Annotated in this window: 2 protein-coding genes; both read left to right on the top strand. The window is 71.6% G+C overall.

Annotated elements, in window-relative coordinates:
- On the top strand, nucleotides 1-944 hold a 944-nt coding region (nuoN, locus tag GTW43_RS10355; RefSeq protein WP_161301349.1), incomplete at its 5' end, for an NADH-quinone oxidoreductase subunit NuoN.
- Nucleotides 945-1,131: 187 nt separating this feature from the next.
- The gene (gene recQ / locus GTW43_RS10350) at nucleotides 1,132-3,057 is read left to right on the top strand and encodes a DNA helicase RecQ (protein ID WP_161301348.1); all 1,926 of its coding nucleotides are present in this window, start codon (nucleotides 1,132-1,134) and stop codon (nucleotides 3,055-3,057) included.
- Nucleotides 3,058-3,143 lie beyond the last annotated feature (86 nt).

Raw genomic sequence — 3,143 nt, 5'->3', positions numbered from 1 at the left:
ACGGCTACGCGGGCTCCGTCTCGTACTCCACGATCGCCGACGTCGTCGACGGCACCGTCCAGAAGGTGGACCCGGCGCTCGCCGGCACGATGGGCAACGACGCACTGCTGCTCGTCGGCATGGCGCTCGTCGTCATGGGCCTGCTGTTCAAGGTCGGCGCCGTCCCCTTCCACATGTGGACCCCGGACGTCTACCAGGGCGCCCCGACACCGGTCACCGGGTTCATGGCGGCGGCCACCAAGGTCGCGGCCTTCGGCGCCCTGCTCCGGCTGCTCTACGTGGTCCTGCCGGGCATGCGCTGGGACTGGCGGCCGGTCATGTGGGGCGTGGCGATCGTCACCATGCTCGCCGGTGCGATCGTCGCCATCACACAGACCGACATCAAGCGGCTCCTCGCGTACTCCTCGATCGCGCACGCCGGCTTCATCCTCGCCGGTGTCATCGCGACGAGCCCGGACGGCGTCTCGTCGGTGCTCTTCTACCTCGCCGCGTACTCCTTCGTGACCATCGGCGCCTTCGCCGTCGTCACGCTGGTGCGCGACGCGGGCGGCGAGGCCACGCACCTGTCGAAGTGGGCGGGGCTCGGCCGCCGCTCCCCGCTGGTCGCGGCCGTCTTCGCGGTCTTCCTGCTCGCCTTCGCCGGCATCCCGCTGACCTCCGGCTTCGCCGGAAAGTTCGCGGTGTTCAAGGCGGCGGCCGAGGGCGGGGCCGGTGCGCTGGTCGTGGTCGGTGTGCTCTCGTCCGCGATCGCCGCGTTCTTCTACATCCGCGTGATCGTCCTCATGTTCTTCAGCGAGCCCAAGGCGGACGGCCCGACCGTGGCCGTTCCCTCGCCGCTGACCATGACGACGATCGGTGTGGGTGTGGCGGTCACGATCGTGCTGGGGCTCGCGCCCCAGTACTTCCTGGACCTGGCGAGCCAGGCGGGGACGTTCGTGCGCTGACGCCGACGTCGATCGTGTGTTCCCGTGCCCGGCACTCTTGGGAGAGGGTGCCGGGCACCGGCATGTCCGGGCCTGTGGACAACATCGGGGGTTGTCGGTCCGGCCCCCTATCGTTGCGGGTGAGGTCGAGGCAGAGGTCGAGGCAGAGGGCACGGCAGAGGCCGAGGACGACGACGGGACAGAGGGTATGAGTGAGGTGACGGAGCGCGAGGCCGGCGTGAGCGAGGCCCTCGCCACGCTCCACCGCGTGTTCGGCTACGACGCGTTCCGCGGGGAGCAGGAGGCGGTCATCGAGCACGTGGTCGGCGGCGGCGACGCGGTCGTCCTGATGCCGACCGGCGGCGGCAAGTCGCTGTGCTACCAGATCCCGGCCCTGGTCCGGCCGGGCACCGGGATCGTCGTCTCGCCGCTGATCGCGCTGATGCAGGACCAGGTGGACGCGCTGCGCGCGCTCGGCGTCCGCGCGGGGTTCGTGAACTCGACGCAGGACTTCGACGAGCGGCGCACCGTCGAGGCCGAGTTCCTCGCCGGAGAGCTCGATCTGCTGTACCTGGCGCCGGAGCGGCTCCGCCTGGACTCGACGCTCGACCTGCTCTCACGCGGCAAGATCTCCGTCTTCGCCATCGACGAGGCGCACTGTGTCGCCCAGTGGGGCCACGACTTCCGGCCGGACTACCTGACGCTGTCCGTGCTCGGGCAGCGCTGGCCGGACGTGCCGCGCATCGCCCTGACGGCGACGGCCACGCACGCGACGCACCGGGAGATCACCGACCGCCTGGGCATGCCGGACGCCCGGCACTTCGTGGCGAGCTTCGACCGGCCGAACATCCAGTACCGCATCGTCCCGAAGGCCGACCCGAAGAAGCAGCTGCTGTCGTTCCTGCGCAGCGAGCACGAGGGCGACGCGGGCATCGTGTACTGCCTGTCGCGCAAGTCGGTCGAGGCGACGGCCGAGTACCTCTCGAAGAACGGCGTGGCGGCCGTCCCGTACCACGCGGGCCTGGACGCGGGCACGCGCGCGGCGCACCAGTCGCGGTTCCTGCGCGAGGAGGGGCTCGTCGTCTGCGCGACCATCGCGTTCGGCATGGGCATCGACAAGCCGGACGTCCGTTTCGTGGCGCACCTGGACCTCCCGAAGTCCGTCGAGGGGTACTACCAGGAGACGGGCCGCGCCGGCCGTGACGGCCTCGCGTCCACGGCCTGGATGGCGTACGGACTGCAGGACGTCGTGCAGCAGCGCAAGCTGATCGACATGGGCGAGGGCGACGAGGCCTTCCGCCGCCGGGCCTCCTCGCACCTGGACGCGATGCTGGCCCTGTGCGAGACGGCCCGGTGCCGCCGCGCCCAGCTGCTGACGTACTTCGGCCAGGAGGCGCCCGAGTCCTGCGGGAACTGCGACACGTGCCTGACCCCGCCGGAGACCTGGGACGGCACGGTCGCCGCGCAGAAGATCCTCTCCACCGTGGTGCGGCTGGACCGTGAGCGGCGGCAGAAGTTCGGCGCGGGCCAGATCATCGACATCCTGCTCGGCAAGCGCACCGCGAAGGTCATCCAGTTCGACCACGACCAGCTGTCCGTGTTCGGCATCGGCGAGGAGCTGGCCGAGGTCGAATGGCGGGGCGTGGTGCGGCAGTTGCTGGCACAGGGGCTGATCGCGGTCGAGGGCGAGTACGGGACGCTGGTGCTCACCGAGGACAGCGGGTCCGTGCTCGGGCGGCAGCGGGAGGTGCACCTGCGCAAGGAGGCGAAGCCGGTGGCGGCGCCGCGGGCGCGGCGCTCGAAGTCGTCCGGCGGAGCGGCGGCCGCCGCGGAACTGCCCGCGGAGCTGGTGCCCGTGTTCGAGGCGCTGCGGGCCTGGCGCGGAGCGCAGGCGAAGGAGAACGGGGTCCCGGCGTACGTCATCTTCCACGACGCGACGCTGCGGGAGATCGCTCTTCAGCGGCCCACGTCGGTCGCCCAGTTGGGCACCATCGGGGGTGTCGGGGAGAAGAAGCTCGCGACGTGGGGGGAGGGCGTGCTCGGGGTTCTGGCGGGTCTGGACTCCCCGGCGGGGCCGGACCCCGCGCCCTCCGACGAGGCCGAGCCGGAGCCGCCGGAGGACATCGACTGGTGACCCTGGGTGCGCGGGAATTCGGCTCTCCGCCCGGTGGGGGCTGGCCGCGCAGTTCCCCGCGCCCCTGAAGGCGGACGGCTGCGCCG

It is taken from the genome of Streptomyces sp. SID5785, assembly GCF_009870065.1.
In the GTDB taxonomy this organism is placed as follows: domain Bacteria; phylum Actinomycetota; class Actinomycetes; order Streptomycetales; family Streptomycetaceae; genus Streptomyces.
Note: the sequence above shows the minus strand (reverse complement) of the source record. Positions and strands in the feature narration are given on the sequence as shown.

Coding starts and splice junctions, on each gene's coding strand:
- recQ (WP_161301348.1), top strand. CDS start 1,132: ATGAGTGAGGTGACGGAGCGCGAGGCCGGCGTGAGCGAGGCCCTCGCC.